This is a genomic window from Bacillus sp. B19-2 (genome assembly GCF_022832475.1).
Lineage (GTDB): Bacteria > Bacillota > Bacilli > Bacillales > Bacillaceae > Bacillus > Bacillus paralicheniformis.
The window spans coordinates 423467-439988 of sequence record NZ_JALHKQ010000001.1; the positions used below are offsets into that span (position 1 = coordinate 423467).

The following is a 16522-nucleotide window of genomic DNA, read 5'->3' on the forward strand; positions in this document are numbered from 1 at the left end:
GTTAAATCAAAAGCAGGGGATAGCGATGATCGAATTATTTGTCATAAAAGAAAGCGAATGGTATGAACTTGTCACCGAAAGCGTCACCTTGGAAGGAGAAAGGTATCAGGCGCCTCGTTCGATCGAAGCGTCGATTGTCATCAAGCAGGGAAGCCACAAATATTACAGCGTGCAGGAAGGCGATACCGTTTTATTTAAATGGAAAGGAAAAGAACTGTTTCGCGGAATTGTTTTCAGCAGGGTGCCGAAAGAATACAAGCTCACGTTTAAAGCGTACGACATGCTTCAGTACTTGGTGAAAAACCAGGATGTATATGTATTCTCGAACAAAACGGCCGCTGACATTGTCAAGCGAATTGCGAGCGACTTTCAAATTCCCAAAGGCGCGATCGCAAGCACCGGACATACGATTAAATCACTCGTCTTTAAAGACAATACGAGCCTGTATGACATCATCTTAAAAGCGCTGCGTGAAACAAAAAAGCAAACCGGAAAAAACTATCAGCTATATGCCGAAAAAGGAAAGCTGTGTTTACGAGCGTGGCCCGAACCGGAGGATATCTGGGTTTTGGAAACGGGTGTGAACATTACGGATTACGCTTACAGTACGTCAATCGATGAAACGGCAACCCGGGTGAAACTGAGAAAGCAGAAAGATAACAAAACCTATACCGCATCAGCCAGCGATGAAGCCGGAATGAAAAGATTCGGCGTTCTTCAATACACAGAAACGGTATCGGATGATATTAACGAGGCGCAGCTGCGCGACCGGGCGAAGAAGATACAGGCTGAAAAGAAAGGCGTCAAAAAAGAGCTGAAAAGTATACAGGCGCTCGGTATACCGGAAGTTCAAAGCGGACTGCCGGTTTATATATCGATTCCGGAAGCGGGCATTAAAGAAACCTATTGGGTTGATAAAGATAAACACGATTTTGCAGGGACAAAGCATGTGATGACGATTGATGTCGTCGCGAAAAATACAATACCTGAAGGAGCGTCTTCATGAAATTAAGCGATGCGATAAAAGAGCTGGCTCTTGGAGCCGTAAACGCTGAATCGCCTGTTGATGTCATGCCGGCGGAAGTCGTGTCCGCTTCTCCGCTCAAGCTGAAGCTCCGCAATCATGATAAATTGATGATCCCCTCCGACTTACTGGTGGTGGCCAGGCATTTGACAGAACATACGGAACAGATCCGGATTGACGGAGAAGACAAAACGATTCGCTTTTACAACCAATTGCATGCCGGTGACCACGTGATGATTGCGGCCATGCCTGGAGGGCAGTCGTTTTTCGTGATAGACAGAGTGTAGGAGTAGGAGGTGGCTCGGATGGCTCTTTCACCGGAAATATCTTTTGAAGATATCGAGGATGACAGCGACGTGATTGAGACTTCAAAAACGTACAAAATTGATTTTGAAACAGGCAAGATGACGGGTGATATGATTTCGGGACTCGCAGCGGTGGAACAAATGGTTTACATGGCGCTGAGAACTGAGCGCTACACATATGCCGTTTACAGCCATAACATCGGAAATGAACTGCAAGAGGTTCTTTCAGATCATGAAACGACCGACGCTTATAAAGAAATGGAGATACCGAGACTGATCGAGGAAGCCCTCATATATGACGACCGAATTTCTGCGGTAACCGATTTCGAGATTGAGCGTCAAGGCGATGCCTTCCATGTGTCTTTTTCGGTTGAAACCGATGAAGGGACATTGGAAATCGAGGAGGTGATAGGGGAAGATGTTTGAAAACCAGACATTTGAAGAGATCATGGAACGCATGCTTGAGCGGGTTTCAGAAGAGATTGACAAGCGTGAAAACAGCGTTATTTGGAATGCGCTTGCCCCGGCAGCTGCCGAGCTGGCGCTTTCTTATATTTGGCTTGATCAAGTGCTGAATTTAGTCTATGCGGATACGGCTGAAGGCGAATATTTGGACAGAAGGGCGGCTGAGGCCGGCCTTGAGCGCTATCAAGCGTCAAAAGCCATTTGGTCAGCAGCCTTTACGGATGGAGTATCGGTTCCCCCCGGAACCCGCTTCTTTCTGGAAGACTTATATTTTACCATGCTCGAAGACGGCAAGCTTGAATGTGAAACGGCCGGGACAAAAGGAAACGCCAATCTCTCGGGGCGGCCTTTGCTTCCGCTCGATACCATTCCAGGGCTTGAAAAGGCGGTTATGGGAAGCCTTGAAATTCCCGGCCGTGACGAGGAGACGGATGAATCGCTGTATGAAAGGTATTTAATCCGCGTCCGCCGCGAAGCGGTCAGCGCGAATCAGATGCATTACAAACAATGGGCCGAAGAGGTGGACGGCGTTGGTAAAGCGAAGGTCTTTCCGCTGTGGAATGGCGAGGGAACCGTAAAGGTTGTCATTACAAACGCGAAAATGGAACCTGCCTCTGACGCATTAATCGCAAGAGTCAAGCAGTATATCGATCCCGATCCGGGCAAAGGGGAAGGTATGGCGCCGATCGGAGCTTATACCGCGGTTGAAAGCGCGGTATGGAAAGACGTCAGCATATCTGCAAAAATCATTCCTGAATCAGGCCGGACGATCGATGAAGCCAAACAGGAAATTGCAGAAAAAATCACAGAGTTGTTTAAAGAAATGGCCTTTAAAGAAAGCGTCATCCGTCTCTCGCAGATCAACAACATGATCTATGAATCGTCCTCTGTCAGTGACTATTCGGAAGTCTTCATCAACGGGGAAGCGAAAAATCTGCAGTTGACAGAAACGGAAATTCCAAAGCTGGGGCAGGTGACGATCATTGAGCAAGATTGATGAAATGGCTTTTCATCTGCCGCCATACTTGACGGAAATCCGGGAGATCCAAGACATTTTAACGGCCGAGGCGCCCGAATTTGAGAAGCAAAATCAAGAGATTTTCGATATGACGGACCAGCTTTTTGTCACGACGGCCACATGGGGGCTGGACAGGTGGGAAAAGATTTTGAATGTCAGACGCGAGGCTTCAGACGGCGTTGATATTCGAAGGGCACGACTGTTAACCAAGATGTCCAATATTCCGCCGATTACAAGCCGCTCGATCGAGCGAGCGGTCAATGCTTTTTTAAAACAGCCGTCCGCCTCCGTCAGACTGACGGCCGGACGGTATCATTTTTTGCTGAGCGTAAACGGTGAAGATCTACAGTTTATACCTTCGATCATTGAAACCGTCAATCATATGAAGCCCGCCCATTTGGCTTATACATTCCGGGGCGGGTTTCATTATGAATGTCGGCCGCCGAAAAGCGTTCATAACAGGCTCGTTTTAAGAAGCCAAAACGGCTTTTTCGGTACGATTCCGGTTTACTTGGACGGACAGTATCTGCTTGATGATTCATTCTACTTGAACGGTTTTCGAGAAATCGATGGTCTGCCCCGCAGGTTTAAACAGCAGCTCACACTGCGCCACAAGAAGCGGCAATACATCCGGTCCGCCTCGAGCTTGACGATAAAGGCGGCCGCTGAAAACCGGCGGAAACAGCAAACAAAAGCAGGCATGAAAACCGGCATTACCAATCAAAACAAACAGATCCAATCCTTCAAAATCAGCTGCAAATGCGAGCATGAATTTAAGCAAGCAGGCGCGCTTGAAATGAGGGAGAAGTGGTGGACGCTAAACGGCGCATTTTTACTCGACGGAACGAAGCAGCTGGCGGCAGCGGCGCAAAAAATCGCATTGTAAAGGAGAAATCAAAATGGCACAACAATTAACAGTGACAACGCTTTATGCGAGACAGCAAATGGCAAAAGCACGGGCTGAGGGCGGCAAGCTCACCAAAATCACAAAGATGGCTTTCGGAAACGGAGGTACAAACGATAAGGGCGAACCGATCGCGCTACAGGGCAACGAACAAGCGCTGAAAAACGAACTCCTGCAAAAGGACATCGACAGCTTTGTCTTTATGGAACCGGCGAAAGTCCGCTATACATGCACATTGGGAGAAAGCGAACTGGCAGGAGAAACGATCAACGAGCTCGCCCTTGTCGATGAAGCCGGAAAATTCACAGCGGTCAGAACGATGACAGACAAGCAAAAAGACGGCGACATCGAGTTCGTCTTCGAAATCGACGACATTTATTAAAGGAGCTGAAACAAGGTGGACATCCAAAAACCGAGACGCTTTGAAACAACAGACCGCGCCCATGCCGACTTGTTTAACGAAGCGATAGATCAGCTGAATATGAACGATGAACGGATTGCAAAGCGGGCTGAGGAAGCTGAAGAAAAGGCTAAAACGTATACTGATGCGCATGCCGCCCATAAAAACAATCCACATGGAGTGACGAAATCCCAGGTGGGATTAAGTAATGTGATCAATGAAAAACAAGCGACAAAAGCAGAGTTTGATTCACATAACAGCGATCATGAAAGGCATATCACAGCAAGCGAACGAAGTAAATGGGACGGCAGCCAGATTTTCAATATTACTTCAGAGAATGGCCAAGGCAAAGTATACATTGGCGTGGCAGATGATTATCATGAAGTTCTCCCCCAATATACTGGGTTAATCCATTTCACGGCAGCAGGCGGTGCTTCAAACAGTCCTGGAAACGCGGTTAGGGGGATTTGGACATGTAATGCCACCGGTGAGTACGGACAAGTTATCGCGTTTGACAACGCTAATAGAACGTACAGGAAGACAGTGGCCGACGGAAAGTGGTCGGACTGGATAGAGCTCGCTTCAGCTGATGATGCACAGTTGTATAAAATTACGGGAGATAACGGCCGACGTACAAAGTTGGCTGACGGAACGGATTTATTAACGCTGTCGACAGGTTTTTATTATGCTGCGGGCCATGTTGTTCAAAACAATCCTGTAGAAAACGACAGCTCCTGGTTCAATTACGATGTGATTGAAACCGGTGCCGGAAGAAAGACCATCCATGCGTGGCGGAGCTATGATAATACATTATGGCATGGAACGGTTCATACCGACGGTGTATTTAAAGGATGGAAACGCATTATAACCGACGCTGATTTTACAACGATGAAATGGTATGACTTGGCGCTGATTAACGGAAATAAAGCGGGGGGAAGAAAACCGCAATACGCTATATGGGGAAATCAAGTGTTTACCCGCGGTGAAGTAGTATCTCCAGATTTTGCAAGTGTTTTTGCTATTCTTCCGGCGGACGCAAGGCCTTCTACACAAAAATCAATGGCCGCAACTCTCTTTGGAACGACTGGAACATCAAAATATATAGCCGAAACCACCGGAGAGTTAAGACTCGTTGGAAAGCATGCCAATATTGAAGCCAATATATCAGGCGTCTCGCTGGATAACAGTTTCACCATTTAAGGAGGAAATAGGGGATGCAAGTCTTTTTATACGATGATGACTTCTATTATAAAAGGCCTGAGATTATAGTTGATCCGGATTCCATGCCAGAAAATTCAACGGCTGTAAAACCGAAGGATGGGTTATGGAAAGCGAAGTTTATCCCTTCCATTAATGATTGGGTGGAGGGAGCGGATCAAGAATATATAAACAGTTTAAAAAAAGATCAATTTGCTGAAAACAATCCCGTATCAGAGCAACTTACCACCCTCGGCCGCCAGCTGGCAGATGAAAAACTGGCTAGGAAGCAAGCTGAAATCGCAAACAAGGCTCTCGGTGAGCATTTGGTATCTTTAAAACTAGAGCTGTTGAGTATCAAGGGAGGTAAGGAAATTGAAACTTAATTTTTGGGTTTATGCTCTGTCTTATAAATGGGCTACTGTAGAAATGGTAAAGGAAGCAATTGCTTACGATGATTGTTCTATTGAGGATATAAGAACAGGTGTAGAGACAGGGTACATCACTAAGGATGAATTTCAAGAACTAACTGAAGGAAGAGGATTTAAGGAAAACCTTTGAAGAACCTAAAACGAAACTAAATAACATTAGAGTTAGTTGTTAAGGTGAAAAAAGGAATATTTGATTAAGGAGGCGTATAAAATTGGTTTTGAAAAAACCAAGGCGCTTTGAAACAACAGACCGCGCCCATGCCGATCTTTTTAATAATGTTATTGATCAGTTGAATAAAAATGATGAGTTAATTACAGAGCTTGTTAAAGAAGCAGAAAAAAATTCGAAAACATATACAGATACTCACACAAATAATACCACGATACACATTAACGATGCGGAGCGAACCCGGTGGAATGCAGGTCAATTATTCAAATTAACAGAAAATAACGGAAAGGTATTTTATAAAGGCAGCGCAGAGACAACGGATTACAATACCTTGACTGAAACGGGTATGTATTTAATCTACAATGAAGGGATAAACTCACCTCCCGCATCAAATCGTGTATTTTTACTTGTCATGAGTTTCGGTAATACATTGGTCCAGTGTGCTTATGAATCATATAAAGGTGTACAGTCATATTTTAGGTTTAGAAAAAGTGACTCTGTAACATGGACACCATGGCAGACACAGGAAACGACAATCGGGGCACAGGCAAAAGTCGATGCACATGAGCAAAAGTCGAATCTTCATATTAATGAAACAGAGCGTGCAAAATGGAATAATGCCCAGTTGTATAAAATAACCGATGATAATGGAAAACGAACTAAACTCGAAAATGGAACAGATTTGTTAACTTTGCCTACAGGCATTTATTATGCGTATGGCCATGTCATCCAAAACAATCCGGTAGAAAATGACAGCTCTTGGTTTAATTATGATGTAATTGAGACGAATTCAGGCAGAAAGACGATACAAGCCTGGCGAAGCTATGACAACTCATTATGGTTAGGGACAATACACACTGACGGCATTTTCAAGGGCTGGAAAAAAGTGATGACAGTTGAAGACTTTAATAAAAGAACATATGTAGATACTTATGATCATGAACATTCATCTGTTGCTGCGGCAGAGAATATTCCGACAAAATTAGTGTTTGGCGTCACAAGAGCTGATCATTTAGAAGAGTATAATATATCAAATTCAGAAATAACTTTAAAAAATAGCGGTCTTTATTTAATAAGGCTGTATGTTACTAGCAAAAACATTACGGTTAATTCAGAGAATATATTAAGTTGTTATGTCGGAGGAAAAGAGTATCAAAGACTTGGTATCTGGTATCCCGCAACAACAGATAATACATGTGTACTTTTTCTGCAACAAAAATTTACAGCGGGTGATAAAGTTACTTTTTACATTACGCCAAGGAATACTGGGAAGACTATATCCATTGCGACTGCATATGTCACCATGTCCCAAATTGGATAAACAACTTTTTATTTAATAGAAATGAAGACATATGGAAAGTGTATAAGGATTGGAGGGGAACTATTCGTTGACGATCTTAAATGAAACAAACATCTTTGAGAATGAGTTGAATGGAATTAAGGCTGATCATAAATCACTCGAACAGCGCGTCAGCACACTCGAAAGAACATCAGACCGCCACGATCAGCAAATCATCTCGATTAACGAGAAGCTGAACAAAATCGAAGAGAATACAACTTGGATCAAGCGCAGCATCACAGGCGCGATCATTACAGCGGTCAGCACCGGCATCATCGGCGGAGCGATCGCTGTTTTTTATAATTTATTGCAGAAATAAGGGAGGACACGATAATGAAACATATCGACAAAGGCACGGTCGTCAGGACGGTGCTTCTTTTTATTGCGCTGGTCAACCAGACGTTAATCTTGTTTGGTAAGCCGGTTTTGCCGATTGGTGAAGATCAGATCAATACACTGGCGGACGCTCTATATGTGGCCGGGTCTGCGGCTTTTACAATTACCACGTCACTTATTGCATGGTATAAAAATAATTATATTACGAGCAGAGGTCAGAGGCAGAAAGAAATCCTTAAAGAACAAGGCATATTAAAAAAATAATCGCTATTGTACTGCTGCTTCCCTTCGTATATCCTTAAAAAAGGAGGGAAGCCTGTTGATAGAAAAAGACTTGAAAATAAGTAACATTAAAGGATTGCTAATATTTTTAGTAGTCTTTGGACATTTAATCGAATTAAATAAGGGCAATTACTATCAAATCTTTGTATTGATTTATGCTTTTCATATGCCTCTATTTATTTTTATAAGCGGTTTTTTAGCCAAAAGAGCAACAGTAAGCAAAATAATCAATTTCTTTATATTGTACATTATTTTTCAATCATTTTTTGATTGGTACTTATATTTTATAGGTGATTACAAAACCTTGCAGTTTCATTTTGGTAAACCCCAATTTCATTTATGGTATATCGTAAGCATGATTTTTTGGTATGCTTTGGCGTGGGGTATCTATCGGTTAAGACCGGGGAAAATCGGTAAGACAATAATCTTTCTGATTGTTTTTGCACTTAGCTTTTATTCGCGCTGGTATACTGAGCCTGTCGTTGAGTTTATAAAGGAAATATATCCGAATTTCACCTCATATACACTCAGTTTTCAGCGTACAATTTCTTTTGCTCCGTTTTTCTTTGCGGGATTTTTCATTTCTAAAAATAAATTGAGAAGGATCTATGAATCAATCCCAGAGAATATTGCAAAAGGGTTATTGGTGGTTACAGCGGTTGCATCTATTTTCTATATTCAATACACTCCTAATTTGGAATCATTATTCAGAGGAAGTTTCGGAATGGAGCGATTTCTAAATGAAGGAGAGAGTTACCATGCGAAAATAATGTTACATTATTTATTATCAGGGTGGCTTTGCTTACTTATATTAACGAGTGTAAAGGGAGAAAAAAGTGTTTTAACAAAATGGGGAGATCATTCCATTTCCATCTTCTTGTTCCACCCTGTCTTTGTATTTTTATTGAGAAGAACGGAGTTCATGGCCGATTGGAAAGCTGATACACAATTTATAGTTTACTTCGGCTTTGCAATTTTGATCTCGGCTTTGTTAGGATCAAATTTCTTCTCGAAAATCAGTGCTTTTGTTACATCACCATTAACAACACTAAAAAAGCTTTCCGGTGTTGTCAGTAAAAAGAAAAAATATAAAATAGATTAAAAGTCCTTTGGTAAAAGGGCTTTTTTCTTTTAAGAGCTGCCATCGGCAGTTCTTTTTTAATTTGATAAGGAGTGTTTTAATTGGTCAAAGTCATCAAGAACTTTGTAAAAGTCAATCAATACACCCGTCCCGGGCTGAAACTTGCGGCAGTCAAAGGCATTGTCATGCATTGGACGGCGACGCCCGGGGCTTCGGCTTTAAATGAGCGCAACTATTTCAATGGCACCTGCATTGCTGACAAGCGTTATGCCTCGGCTCACTATTTTGTCGACCGCCATGAGGCGCAGCATATTATTCCCGATCAGGAAGTCGCTTATCATGCGCATGATCAAAACCGCTGCTATGTCAGTTTTCTGAAGCCGAATGCCAATACTACGGCGCTCGGGGTCGAAATGTGCGTGGAAAAAGACGGTACTATCCATGAAGAGACGATTCGCAATGCGGCGGAGCTTGTAGCGGATTTGTGCAAGACATACGGTTTGTCCGCAGATCGGATTGTCCGCCATTACGATGTCACCAACAAAAGCTGTCCAACCCCGTGGGTGAAAGATGCCGGCCAATTGTCGGCTTTCCGTAAAAGAGTAGACGCCCTTTTGGGAACGAAAACTGTATCCGTGTCGGCTGCCTCCACCAGCCAGACAAGTTCATCGTCGGGCATTATCCTCAAAGGAATGTCAGGCTCTCATGTGAAAAAGCTGCAAACGCGCTTGATCGCGGCCGGTTTTTCACTGCCCAAATACGGGGCGGACGGAAGCTACGGAGACGAGACGATGCAAGCGGTTGCTTCTTTACAAAAGAAAGCGGGAATTAAAGCCGACGGCATTTACGGCCCGGCAACCGAAAAAGCCCTCGCAGCCGCTGAAGCGGCAGCGGGCGGCAAGAGCAAGACATGGACTCTTCCCGACGGCATCTATAAGGTGAAAAGCCCGCTGATGAAAGGAACGGCTGTCACACAAATTCAGACAGCCCTTGCGGCTCTTTATTATTACCCTGATAAAGGGGCCAAAAATCATGGGATCGACGGATACTACGGAGTGAAAACGGCAAATGCGGTGAAACGTTTTCAGCTGATGTACGGTTTGGGGGCGGACGGGATATACGGCCCGAAGACAAAAACGAAAATGCTGGCCCTCTTGAAATAAAGGAACTTTTGAAAGTTCCTTTATATTTTTAAAATTTTCAAAAAACAACTACCCCACAACCATACTTGTATGGTAGTATGGCAGAGAGGAGGTGAGAGTCATGACAATGAAACAATTAAACCCGCGGTCTGTCAGAGATCAAATCTATCAGATGCTGAAGGAAGAAATCATGAAGTTTCGGCTTGTCCCGGGTGAGCAGATATCGGAAAAAGAGATTTCAGAACGGTATGAAGTCAGCCGCACTCCGGTCAGAGAGGCTTTTTTGCAGCTGTCGAGGGAAGGGCTTCTCGAAGTCTATCCGCAGAAAGGAACCCGCGTGTCGCTGATCGACCTTGATCTGGTGGAGGAAGCGAGATTTATGCGGGAAAACCTGGAAAAGGCTGTAGCTGAACTGGCGTGTGAAGGCTTTCCGGAGGAAGCTATGTTTAAGTTGGAGCAGAATGTGAAGATGCAGGAATTATCGATCACACAGAAAAACTATGAAAGTTTGTTTGAATTGGATGAAGCTTTTCATCAGACGATTTTTGAAGGCTGCGGAAAAGCGAATGTTTGGGCTGCGATTCAGCAGATGAACGTTCCCTTCCAAAGAATCCGCTTTTTAAGGCTTGCCGCCGATTTTAACTGGAACACCATTCATCAGCAGCACGCAGCATTAACAGAAGCGATTCAGACAAAACAGAAGGCAAAAGCCAAGAAAATTGCCGAAGAGCATTTGCAGCTGGTCATCGTCGATAAACAGATGCTCATTGATGAGTTTCCCGGTTATTTCAAAAAGTAAGCGCTTTAAAAGGAGTGGTGATGTGAAAGCTGCGGTGATGACGAAGCCATTTTCAATTGAATTTCGCGACGTTCCGCGTCCCGAACCGGCCAGCGGCGAAGTCCTTGTCAAGGTAAAGGCCGCCGGGATTTGCGGAAGTGATGTGCATTTTTACGACGGCTCAAATCCATATGCACAGTATCCTCAGATTTTTGGCCATGAGCTCGCAGGCGTCATTGAAAAAACGGGGGCCGGGGTGAGGGAGCGATCCGCGGGCGAACGGGTCGTAATTGAACCGGCTATTCCGTGCGGAAGCTGCTACCCTTGTCGGAAAGGGAGGACAAACGCCTGTGTGAACATCGATATGATCGGATCGGTTCGCAGAGGAGGGTTCGCTGATTTTATCATTGTCCCGGAAACGCATGTCCATCCGATTCCTGAGCAAATGGATTTTGCGACCGCCGCGTTGTGCGAGCCGTTTTCAATCGGAGCCCAGGCGGTTCGGCGGGCGGATATTCAAACAGGAGAAACGATTGTCATATTGGGAATGGGTCCGATCGGGTTAACAATTTTGGCCCAGCTTAAAAAGCGCTTTGACTCCCGTGTCATCGTTGTCGATCCCGTACTGGAGAGGCTTGAGCTTGCCGAAACATTCGGTGCGGATGCCGTTATACAGCCTGGTGAAGAGGATGCCGAGCAAATGATTCTGAAGCTGACAGACGGAGAAGGAGCGGGGATTGTGTTCGAAGCGGCCGGGATTCCCGCGACGATTGAGCAATCAATCAGTTTGGCAGCTGCTGCCGGGCGCATTGTCATTGTCGGCTTAACGGGGGAGAATGTAACGATTCCGGGCCTTCTTCTCACAAAGAAAGACATTGAAATTTACGGAACAAAACACAGCGTCAATCAATTTCCCGGCGTCATTCAATTTTTGAATGAAAACCCTGAAATAGCCCGGTCTTTTGTGACTGAGATCATGCCTTTTATGGAAATAGAAGAGGCGTTGAAAAAAGCGAAAAACTGTCCCTATCAGGTCACAAAGATCATTTTATCTTATTGAATCGGTGAGGAGGAAGTGTGATGAAAATGGTTTTCAGATGGTATGGAGAAGGAAACGACTCCGTCACCCTTGAGCAGATCAGGCAGATTCCCGGTGTAGAGGGGATCGTTTGGGCGCTTCATCATCAGCCGCCAGGTGAAGAATGGCCAATAGAAGAAATTTTAGAAGTGAAACGGCAGTGTGAACAGCACGGTTTTCACATTGAAGTTGTTGAAAGCGTTAACATTCACGAGGATATTAAGCTCGGGCTGCCGACGAGAGATCTGTATATTGAAAAATACATGCGCACGATTGAAAATTTGGCCAAAGCCGGCGTTAAAGTGATCTGCTACAATTTTATGCCTGTATTTGACTGGCTGCGGACCGATTTATACAAAAAGGCTCCAGACGGTTCCACTGCTCTGTTTTATGAGCACGCAAAGGTGCACACAATCGACCCTTTTGCGCTTGTCGATCAAATCGCCAATCACCCCGAATTCACGATGCCGGGCTGGGAACCAGAGCGGCTGGAGCATCTGACAAGGCTGTTTGAAGCCTATCAAAATGTGACGGAGGAGGATCTTTGGAGCCATCTTCACTATTTTCTTGAACACATCATTCCAACCGCCGCACGCTGCGGAATCAAAATGGCGATCCATCCCGATGATCCGCCGTGGCCGGTTTTCGGACTCCCGCGCATCATGACTTCAGGAGAAAGCATCGGAAGGCTGCTTCAGCTTGTCGATCATCCGGCTAATGGCGTGACACTGTGCAGCGGTTCATTGGGCGCCAATCCCGAAAACGATCTTTCCGCCATGATCCATGCGTATGCCGACCGGATTCCATTTGCCCATATCCGAAACGTCAAAGTCTACGAAAACGGCGATTTTATCGAAACATCGCACAGAACAAAAGATGGCACCGTTGACATTTGCGGGATTGTCAAAGCCTATCATGAAACAGGTTTTTCAGGCTATGTGCGTCCGGATCACGGCCGCCACATCTGGGATGAAAAGTGCAGGCCCGGCTACGGTCTGTATGACAGGGCGCTCGGTATCATGTATTTATGGGGCATATGGGATTCGCTTAATAGAGAAAAACGGGAGGCTTCACAATGCTTGAAATCCATGAAAATTTAGCGGGGAAAACTGCGGTCATCACAGGCGGCAGCGGGGTGCTTTGCGGCGCGATGGCGAGAGAGCTCGGCCGGCAGGGTATGAATGTTGCGATTCTTAATCGAACCGTTGAAAACGGCGAACTTGTGGCCGAAGCTATTCGAAAAGCCGGCGGCGCAGCGATTGCCGTTGAGTGTGATGTCATCAATCAACGAAGCGTTGAACGGGCGAAACGCGTTGTGGCCGACCGATTCGGCGGCTGTGATCTATTGTTGAACGGGGCCGGCGGCAATCACTCCAATGGTACGACATCAGATGAAACATTCAGCTCCGAGCACCTCTTCCAGGATAACATCAAGACATTATTTGATCTGAACTGCGATGATGTCGGTTCGGTTCTCAATTTAAACTTCCTCGGTTCTTTCATTCCAACACAGCAATTTGCAAAAATGATGCTGAACCAAAAAGGGGCATCCGTGATCAATATTTCTTCAATGAGCGCTCAAACCCCGATGACGAAAGTACCTGCATACAGCGCGGCGAAAGCGGGCATCGACAATTTTACGAAATGGCTTGCCGTCTATCTGGCTGAAACGGGGATCAGGGTCAACGCCATTGCCCCGGGTTTTTTCCTAACCAATCAAAATGAACAGCTTCTTCTTGATCAAAACGGCGAATTGACCGATAGAGCAAAGAAGATCATCTCTCACACCCCGATGAAGCGTTTCGGCAGCCCGGAAGATTTGCTGGGGACACTGCTTTGGCTGGCGGATGAGAAGATGTCCGGATTTGTGACAGGTATAACAGTGCCGGTGGATGGCGGGTTTACGGCTTATGCCGGTGTCTAAACTATGCGATAAAGGGGAGGCCGGTACATGAAGCAGATTGTGTGTGAAAAGCCTTATCATTTTAAAATGACGGATGTGAATATGCCGGAACTTAAGGATGGGGAAGCATTGGTCCGCATCAAACGGATCGGAATTTGCGGGACGGATTTTCACGCTTATTGCGGAAAACAGCCGTTTTTCTCTTATCCAAGAGTTCTCGGACACGAACTGTCCGGTGAAATTGTCAGCATCGATGATACCGGCGGAACGCTCAAGCCGGGCGATCAAGTGTCAATTATTCCTTATTTGGAATGCGGGACATGCATCGCCTGCAGGAGCGGCCGGCCCAACTGCTGCGTGAATCTGAACGTCCTCGGTGTCCATACAGACGGGGGAATGCGGGAATACATAAACATCCCGGCAGACCACCTGCTAAAAACAGAAGGATTGACGCTCAGCGAAGCCGCTGTTGTTGAATGTTTGAGCATCGGCGCCCACGCTGCGGAAAGGGCAAATATTAAAAAAGGGGAAACGGTGCTTGTCGTTGGAGCGGGGCCCATCGGGCTCAGCGTGATGAAATTCGCAAAATTGAAGGGGGCGAAAGTCATCGCGATGGATGTCAGGAATGAGCGCCTCACATTTAGCCGTGAATGGGCTGAAGCCGATGAAGTTGTATTAGCGGGAGAACATGCAGCAGATGAGATCAAACGGTTGACGAACGGCGACTATCCGGCGGCTGTCTTTGACGCGACAGGGCACCTTGGATCGATGAACAATGCTTATCAGTATGCCGCACACGGGGGACGGCTCATCTATGTCGGACTGGTCCACGGCTATCTGGTCATGCCCGATCCTGAAATCCACAAACGGGAGCTGACGATTTTATCCAGCCGCAACGCATTAAGAAGCGATTTTGAGACGGTGATGAAAGCCATCAGGGATGGCGGAGCGGATGCGAACCGGTTTGTTACCGGACAGATTGCGTTCCGCGATGTTGTTGACGGATTTCAATCAGCACTTGCTCCGGAAACCAATCCTGTGAAAGTATTGATCCATCTGTAAAACTGCATAAAATGAAAGCGTTTTCTAAATTTCGGAAAGAGGGGGTTGCCCATGTTTTCAAACGGCCGCGGGTTTGTCATCATGATGCTTTTTTTGGCGGGAGTGATTAATTATTTAGATCGTTCAGCATTGTCTGTCGCCGCTCCTTTTATTCAAGAAGATTTGAACATACGTCCGGCGCAGATGGGCATGCTGTTCAGCAGTTTTTTCATTGGATATGCCATCTTTAATTTTATCGGGGGCTGGGCATCAGATAAGTATGGAGCGAAACATACGCTGTCGGCTGCAATGGTCGTATGGTCGGTTTTCAGCGGCGCCATTGCACTGACATATAATTTCGTTTCACTGTTTATCATCCGCGTCATTTTCGGCATGGGGGAAGGTCCGCTGTCAGCTGCAACAAGCAAGTCGGTCAACAATTGGTTTCCGCAAAAAGAAAGAGCAAGGGCGCTCGGCATGACGATGTGCGGAACGCCGCTCGGCGGCGCCATTTCAGGACCGATCGTCGGATTGATCGCGATCCATTGGGGGTGGAAGGCTTCCTTTGTGTTGATCATGATCATTGGACTTATCTGGACGTGGTTTTGGATGAAATTCATGAAGGATAAGCCGGACGATCCCCGCAGTTTGTCCCCTGAAAAAGAAGCGCGTCCGAAAAAGGATACCGGCATCCCGCTGTCTTTTTATTTGAAGCAGCCGACCGTGCTGTTTACGGCGTTCGCATTCTTTTCTTACAACTATATTTTATTCTTTTTCTTAACGTGGTTTCCGAGCTATTTAACGTCAGCCCGGGGGCTGAGCATACACGATATGAGCGTGGCAACGATGATACCGTGGGTTGTCGGATTTCTCGGTCTCGCGCTTGGGGGATTTATATCGGATTATCTGTTCAAGCTGACGGGCAAGCAGATGTTTTCGAGAAAAGCCGTGCTTGTGTGCTGCCTTTTGGCTGCGGCGGTATGCATTGGATTTGCCGGGCTTGTCACGACTGCGTTTGGAGCTGTTGCCCTTGTCGCACTGTCGGTTTTCTTTTTGTATTTGACCGGCATCACATACTGGGCGATTATACAGGATATCGTTCATCCGGACAGGGTCGGGGGCGTGAGCGGATTCATGCATTTTCTTGCCAATACGTCCGGCATTATCGGCCCGACGGTTACAGGGTACATCGTCGAGTACACCGGGGCTTTCACAAGCGCTTTTTTGCTTGCGGGAGGGCTGGCGGTGGCAGGTTCTATTTGCGTCGCTTTGTTTGTGAAACCGATACGTTCTGAGAAGCTGCCTCAATCTGTTGCAGAAGGCGGACAGGGGCATCCTTTATGATGCACTTGCTGCTGGAGGCATAAAAAAACCCCCCTACTCAGCAGGGAAGGAGGGCGAAAGTCCAAGCTTCACGGTTTGTTTTTTCTTCTGTTCAGCGTTTTAATGATTTTCTCGCTTCTTCTTCTGAGAAGAGAGGTATAGTCCGACAGGCCAAATTTTGCGAAATCGACGTGTTTGACTTGTTTTTTCAGTTTTTTCACAGCATCACCTAATTCAGCGCTTTTAGTTGATTGGTTTATTGTATGTATGAAACGGGAAAACGGAATAAGGACGGGAGAAATTTTC

21 protein-coding genes are annotated in these 16522 nt (G+C 45.9%); 20 read left to right on the forward strand and 1 reads right to left on the reverse strand.

Translation table 11 applies throughout. The features are described 5' to 3' along the window. Positions 1 to 25: 25 nt before the first annotated feature. From MST20_RS02255 to MST20_RS02350, 20 genes are all read left to right on the forward strand, one after another. The gene (locus tag MST20_RS02255) at positions 26 to 1006 is read left to right on the forward strand and encodes an XkdQ/YqbQ family protein (RefSeq protein WP_243939823.1); all 981 of its coding nucleotides are present in this window, start codon (positions 26 to 28) and stop codon (positions 1004 to 1006) included. Next, positions 1003 to 1311, forward strand: coding sequence for a DUF2577 domain-containing protein (locus MST20_RS02260; RefSeq protein WP_243939825.1), 309 nt, complete (start codon positions 1003 to 1005; stop codon positions 1309 to 1311). Before MST20_RS02255 ends, MST20_RS02260 begins: the two co-directional genes overlap by 4 nt. Before the next feature lie 18 nt (positions 1312 to 1329). After that, positions 1330 to 1755: a DUF2634 domain-containing protein gene (locus MST20_RS02265; RefSeq protein WP_243939827.1), complete on the forward strand. Its 426-nt coding sequence runs from the start codon at positions 1330 to 1332 to the stop codon at positions 1753 to 1755. Next, a complete protein-coding gene (locus MST20_RS02270; protein ID WP_243939830.1) occupies positions 1748 to 2791 on the forward strand; it encodes a baseplate J/gp47 family protein in 1044 nt (347 codons plus the stop codon). Before MST20_RS02265 ends, MST20_RS02270 begins: the two co-directional genes overlap by 8 nt. Next, on the forward strand, positions 2778 to 3698 hold the full coding sequence (locus MST20_RS21325) for a YmfQ family protein (protein WP_145651287.1): 921 nt from the start codon (positions 2778 to 2780) through the stop codon (positions 3696 to 3698). Before MST20_RS02270 ends, MST20_RS21325 begins: the two co-directional genes overlap by 14 nt. A gap of 13 nt (positions 3699 to 3711) precedes the next feature. After that, a complete protein-coding gene (locus tag MST20_RS02280) occupies positions 3712 to 4098 on the forward strand; it encodes a phage tail-collar fiber domain-containing protein (protein WP_165426758.1) in 387 nt (128 codons plus the stop codon). Between the two features lie 15 nt (positions 4099 to 4113). Beyond that, positions 4114 to 5316, forward strand: coding sequence for a hypothetical protein (locus MST20_RS02285; RefSeq protein WP_243939832.1), 1203 nt, complete (start codon positions 4114 to 4116; stop codon positions 5314 to 5316). 14 nt (positions 5317 to 5330) lie between these two features. Next, positions 5331 to 5699, forward strand: coding sequence for an XkdW family protein (locus tag MST20_RS02290; protein ID WP_165426759.1), 369 nt, complete (start codon positions 5331 to 5333; stop codon positions 5697 to 5699). Next, positions 5689 to 5874 carry an XkdX family protein gene (locus tag MST20_RS02295; RefSeq protein WP_279599796.1) on the forward strand — a complete coding sequence of 62 codons (186 nt, stop codon included), beginning with the start codon at positions 5689 to 5691 and terminating at the stop codon, positions 5872 to 5874. The genes MST20_RS02290 and MST20_RS02295 overlap by 11 nt, the downstream gene beginning before the upstream one ends. Positions 5875 to 5956: 82 nt before the next feature. Further along, positions 5957 to 7234: a pyocin knob domain-containing protein gene (locus MST20_RS02300; RefSeq protein ID WP_243939834.1), complete on the forward strand. Its 1278-nt coding sequence runs from the start codon at positions 5957 to 5959 to the stop codon at positions 7232 to 7234. A 67-nt stretch (positions 7235 to 7301) separates the two neighbouring features. Continuing rightward, on the forward strand, positions 7302 to 7571 hold the full coding sequence (locus MST20_RS02305) for a hemolysin XhlA family protein (protein WP_243939837.1): 270 nt from the start codon (positions 7302 to 7304) through the stop codon (positions 7569 to 7571). Between the two features lie 14 nt (positions 7572 to 7585). Beyond that, positions 7586 to 7852 (forward strand): phage holin, encoded by a 267-nt coding sequence (locus tag MST20_RS02310; protein ID WP_243939838.1) that lies wholly within the window; start codon positions 7586 to 7588, stop codon positions 7850 to 7852. 55 nt (positions 7853 to 7907) lie between these two features. Then, on the forward strand, positions 7908 to 8972 hold the full coding sequence (locus MST20_RS02315) for an acyltransferase family protein (RefSeq protein ID WP_243939840.1): 1065 nt from the start codon (positions 7908 to 7910) through the stop codon (positions 8970 to 8972). Positions 8973 to 9052: 80 nt separating this feature from the next. Further along, on the forward strand, positions 9053 to 10114 hold the full coding sequence (locus MST20_RS02320) for a peptidoglycan recognition protein family protein (protein WP_243939842.1): 1062 nt from the start codon (positions 9053 to 9055) through the stop codon (positions 10112 to 10114). A gap of 100 nt (positions 10115 to 10214) precedes the next feature. Then, entirely contained in the window at positions 10215 to 10892 is a 678-nt protein-coding gene (locus MST20_RS02325; RefSeq protein ID WP_243939844.1) for a GntR family transcriptional regulator, read from the forward strand. A 22-nt stretch (positions 10893 to 10914) separates the two neighbouring features. Then, on the forward strand, positions 10915 to 11931 hold the full coding sequence (locus MST20_RS02330) for a zinc-binding alcohol dehydrogenase family protein (protein WP_243939846.1): 1017 nt from the start codon (positions 10915 to 10917) through the stop codon (positions 11929 to 11931). A gap of 20 nt (positions 11932 to 11951) precedes the next feature. Next, entirely contained in the window at positions 11952 to 13049 is a 1098-nt protein-coding gene (uxuA, locus tag MST20_RS02335) for a mannonate dehydratase (RefSeq protein ID WP_243939848.1), read from the forward strand. Further along, positions 13025 to 13873 carry an SDR family oxidoreductase gene (locus MST20_RS02340; RefSeq protein WP_243939850.1) on the forward strand — a complete coding sequence of 283 codons (849 nt, stop codon included), beginning with the start codon at positions 13025 to 13027 and terminating at the stop codon, positions 13871 to 13873. Before uxuA ends, MST20_RS02340 begins: the two co-directional genes overlap by 25 nt. A 27-nt stretch (positions 13874 to 13900) precedes the next feature. Next, positions 13901 to 14914 (forward strand): zinc-binding alcohol dehydrogenase family protein, encoded by a 1014-nt coding sequence (locus tag MST20_RS02345; RefSeq protein ID WP_243939852.1) that lies wholly within the window; start codon positions 13901 to 13903, stop codon positions 14912 to 14914. 51 nt (positions 14915 to 14965) lie between these two features. Further along, entirely contained in the window at positions 14966 to 16237 is a 1272-nt protein-coding gene (locus tag MST20_RS02350; protein WP_243939854.1) for an MFS transporter, read from the forward strand. 68 nt (positions 16238 to 16305) lie between these two features. Here MST20_RS02350 and MST20_RS02355 read toward each other — a convergent pair whose 3' ends face one another. Further along, entirely contained in the window at positions 16306 to 16437 is a 132-nt protein-coding gene (locus MST20_RS02355; RefSeq protein ID WP_003180875.1) for a hypothetical protein, read from the reverse strand. Positions 16438 to 16522: the final 85 nt, after the last annotated feature.

Bases quoted from the DNA above. Each gene is read 5' to 3' on its own strand.
- MST20_RS02290 (WP_165426759.1), top strand. From the start codon at position 5,331: ATGCAAGTCTTTTTATACGATGATGACTTCTATTATAAAAGGCCTGAG.
- MST20_RS02350 (WP_243939854.1), top strand. From the start codon at position 14,966: ATGTTTTCAAACGGCCGCGGGTTTGTCATCATGATGCTTTTTTTGGCG.
- MST20_RS02280 (WP_165426758.1), top strand. From the start codon at position 3,712: ATGGCACAACAATTAACAGTGACAACGCTTTATGCGAGACAGCAAATG.
- MST20_RS02310 (WP_243939838.1), top strand. From the start codon at position 7,586: ATGAAACATATCGACAAAGGCACGGTCGTCAGGACGGTGCTTCTTTTT.
- uxuA (WP_243939848.1), top strand. From the start codon at position 11,952: ATGAAAATGGTTTTCAGATGGTATGGAGAAGGAAACGACTCCGTCACC.
- MST20_RS02345 (WP_243939852.1), top strand. From the start codon at position 13,901: ATGAAGCAGATTGTGTGTGAAAAGCCTTATCATTTTAAAATGACGGAT.
- MST20_RS02340 (WP_243939850.1), top strand. From the start codon at position 13,025: ATGCTTGAAATCCATGAAAATTTAGCGGGGAAAACTGCGGTCATCACA.
- MST20_RS02255 (WP_243939823.1), top strand. From the start codon at position 26: ATGATCGAATTATTTGTCATAAAAGAAAGCGAATGGTATGAACTTGTC.
- MST20_RS02265 (WP_243939827.1), top strand. From the start codon at position 1,330: ATGGCTCTTTCACCGGAAATATCTTTTGAAGATATCGAGGATGACAGC.
- MST20_RS02325 (WP_243939844.1), top strand. From the start codon at position 10,215: ATGACAATGAAACAATTAAACCCGCGGTCTGTCAGAGATCAAATCTAT.
- MST20_RS02270 (WP_243939830.1), top strand. From the start codon at position 1,748: ATGTTTGAAAACCAGACATTTGAAGAGATCATGGAACGCATGCTTGAG.
- MST20_RS02260 (WP_243939825.1), top strand. From the start codon at position 1,003: ATGAAATTAAGCGATGCGATAAAAGAGCTGGCTCTTGGAGCCGTAAAC.